The sequence below is a fragment of the Plantactinospora sp. B6F1 genome (assembly GCF_040120695.1).
Classification (GTDB): domain Bacteria; phylum Actinomycetota; class Actinomycetes; order Mycobacteriales; family Micromonosporaceae; genus Plantactinospora.
In genome coordinates this window covers 1-3,125 of the sequence record NZ_JBEEAC010000070.1, presented here as the reverse complement: position 1 = coordinate 3,125, position 3,125 = coordinate 1, and the positions used below count along the sequence as shown (strand labels likewise).

The window sequence follows — 3,125 nt, the reverse complement described above, 5'->3', positions numbered from 1 at the left end:
AGCCGCGTTGAACGCCTTCGACATCACCTTCGACGGACGCGTCACCGCCGGCCGCCACTGACATCGACACAACTCGACACCAGCCAAGACACGCGAGAGAAATCTCCACCGTCAAGTTGACACACCCGGGTTCGTCGTGCCGGCGCTACCTGTGTCGTGGTTTCCATTCGGCGGCGAGCAAGGCTAACCTAACTGCGAAATAGGAGAGGCTTACCTTAGTAACGGGAAGAAGCAATGCCGTGCGGCTCTACCTGACCGCGCTCAACCCGACCGACTCGGTACTCGACGGCTTCCTGCCGGCGGCCGCCCGACTCGGGCTGCCGGTGACGGTACTGACCGACCAGCCCGACGCCTGGCCGACGAGCCCGGAACAGCGGTCCGGAGCGGAGGTGTCCGGCGCGGACGTCCGCGACGTGCGGGGCGTACTCGACGCGGTGCACCGGGGCGGCGAGCCGCCGGTCGCGCTGCTGTCCAACAGCGACCATCTACAGACCCCTACCGCGCTCGCCGCCGCATACCTGGGACTGCCCGGCAAGGACTGGCGGGCGACGCTGCGGAGCAAGGACAAGCTGCTGACCCGACGTACCGTCGCCGACGCCGGACTGGACCGGGTGGCCGTGCTGGCGCTCGGCCCGGAGGATCCCCCGGAGCGGGCCGCGACCGTGCCGTTCCCGGCGGTGGTGAAGCCCCGGGAGGGCGTGGCCAGCGAGGACGTCTACCTGGTCGACGGGATGCCCGAGCTGCGCCGCCGGGTCGCCGAGATCCGGACCCGCCGCCCGGGTCAGGGCCTGCTGGTCGAGGAGTACCTGGCCGGCGACCTGCACACCCTGGAGACCATCGGCGACGGCACCACCACCGCCGTGCTAGGTGGCTGGCGGACCAGCCTCGGCTCGCCGCCGACCTTCACCGAGGAGGCCCTGGACTGGGCGCCCGACCTGCCGGCGCCGGTACTGGCCCAGGTACTCGCCCAACTCGACGCGCTCGGCGTCGGCTTCGGCGCCTGTCACACCGAGTTCGTCGTCTCCGGCGGCCGGGCCCGGCTAGTCGAGGTCAACTACCGACTGATCGGCGACCGGGTCGACCTGGTGATGGCCGAACTGCTCGACCTGCCACTCTTCGCGCACGTGATCCGGATCCACTCCGGTGAGCCGCTGCCCGCGCTGCCCGACCCGGTCGGCCTGAACCGGCACGCCCGGGTCGAGTGGGTCTGCGCCACCCGTTCCGGGACCCTGGTCGCCGCACCGGGCCCGGTGGACGCGACCGGGCCGGCCGGGGTGCTGCTCGGCTCCCGTCCACTGCGGACCGTCGGCGTGACCGCACCGCTGACCGGGACCAATCGGGACTACCTGGCCGCGCTGCACGCCATCGGCCCCGACCCGAGGTCCGTGCGTGACGCGCTGCGCGACCTCCGGGCGACCCACCGCTGGAAAATCGAGGAATGACCACCCTGGACTCCGGGGCGGCCCGGTGAGCGGGACCGGCGCCGAGCGGCAACTGCCGCAGCGGGTGGACGCCGCCGAACGGCAGCTCTTCCAGCGGGTACTGGACGCGCTGCTCCGCGAGGACCACCTCGGCCTGACCGGCAACGGGCACCGCAGCGGCCGGTGGTGGCTGACCCGGATTCCCGGCGCCCGGCTGCGGCTGCCGGTCCGGCCCGACGGCTTCCAGCACGAGCTGCGTACCGCCCGGCCGGAGTTCGTGGTGCTGCCGGACGGCGGGCCGGAGGCGGGGCCGGTGACGCCGGACGGGGAGACCGGCTCCGGTGTCCCGGCGCGGGTGGTCCGGCGCCTCGCCGAGTTGCTGGACGTTCTCGCCCCGGTGGACGATCCGGACGCCGAGGCGGGCTGGGCCGCGTTCCGCGCCGAGTGCCGGGACGATCTCGTCGCCCGCCGGCTCGCCGCCGAGACCCGCTACCGGGTCCACGCCGACCTGCTCGCCGCCCGTGCCCGTACCCCGGACGGGATGGCCGGAGCGCTGCTCGACGACGTACTGGCCGCCCGGGCGGACCACCCGGTCTATCCCACCAGCCGGGCCCGGATCGGTCTGGACCGTGCCGCCCTGCTCCGGTACGCCCCGGAACACGCCCCGACCTTCGCGCTGCGCTGGCTGCCGGTGCCCCGCGCCGAGCTGACCCTGAGCGGTGCGCTGCCGGGCTGGTGGCCCCCGGCCGGGGAGCCGGAGACCGTGCTGCTGCCGGTGCATCCGGTCACCGCCGACCGGCTGCGCCTGCCGGTCGGCGGTGACGTGCCCGAGGTGCGCGTCCGGCCGACCCTGTCGACCCGGACGGTGGCGCTGGTCGCCGACCCGTACACGCACCTGAAGCTGCCGCTGGCCACGGCGACGCTCGGCGCCCGCAACGTTCGTACCATCGCCCCGGGCACCCTGGTCGACGGCGCGGAACTGCACCGGTTGCTGGCCCGGATCGCCGCCGCCGAGCCGGCGTTCGCGGGCCGGATCCTGCACGCCGACGAGAGCTGCCACGGCCATGCCGGCGACCCGGTCCGGTCCTTCCTGGTCCGCCGCTTCCCGGCCGGGCTTGTCGGGCGGGCGGTGGTCCCGGTCGCCGCGCTGGCCGCCGAGGACCCGGCCGGCGGGACCGTCGCGCAGCGGGTGGGCGGGCCGGACCCGCGCCCGCTGCTGGAGTCCTACCTGGACCTGCTGGTCGACTGGCACGGCTATCTCTGGCTGCGGCACGGCATCGCGCTCGAGGCGCACCAGCAGAACATCCACCTGGTCCTCGACCCGCCCGACGACACCTCCCCCGGTGGCGGGCTCCGGCTGCTCTACAAGGACAACGACGGTGCCCGGTTGGCCCGGCGGTCCGGGCCGGCGCTGCGGGACGAGCGGATGTGGGTCGCGGACCCCGGCGAGCTGGCCGACGTCTTCACCACGATCACCCTGCACCTCGCCGCGGCCGCGCCGCTGCGCGCCCTCGCCGAGCGGGGCGTACCGGTACCGGCGCCGGGTCCGGCGCTGCGCCACCGGCTGCTCGCCGCCCGGGACCGCTGGGCCGGCCCGCCCGCCGGCTGGGACCGCTGGGCCGGCCCGCCCGCCGGCTGGGACCGCTGGGCCGGCCCGCCCGCCGGCTGGGACCGCTGGGCCGGCCCGCCCGCCGGCTGGGACCG

The 3,125-nt window shown here is 75.1% G+C and carries 2 protein-coding genes; both read left to right on the top strand.

The genetic code is table 11. The features are described 5' to 3' along the window. The first annotated feature begins 239 nt into the window (after positions 1-239). Positions 240-1,442, top strand: a complete 1,203-nt coding sequence (locus ABNF97_RS33695; protein ID WP_349341033.1) for an ATP-grasp domain-containing protein — start codon at positions 240-242, stop codon at positions 1,440-1,442. 25 nt (positions 1,443-1,467) lie between these two features. After that, the coding region (locus tag ABNF97_RS33690; protein ID WP_349341032.1) for an IucA/IucC family protein at positions 1,468-3,125 on the top strand (1,658 nt) is incomplete at its 3' end.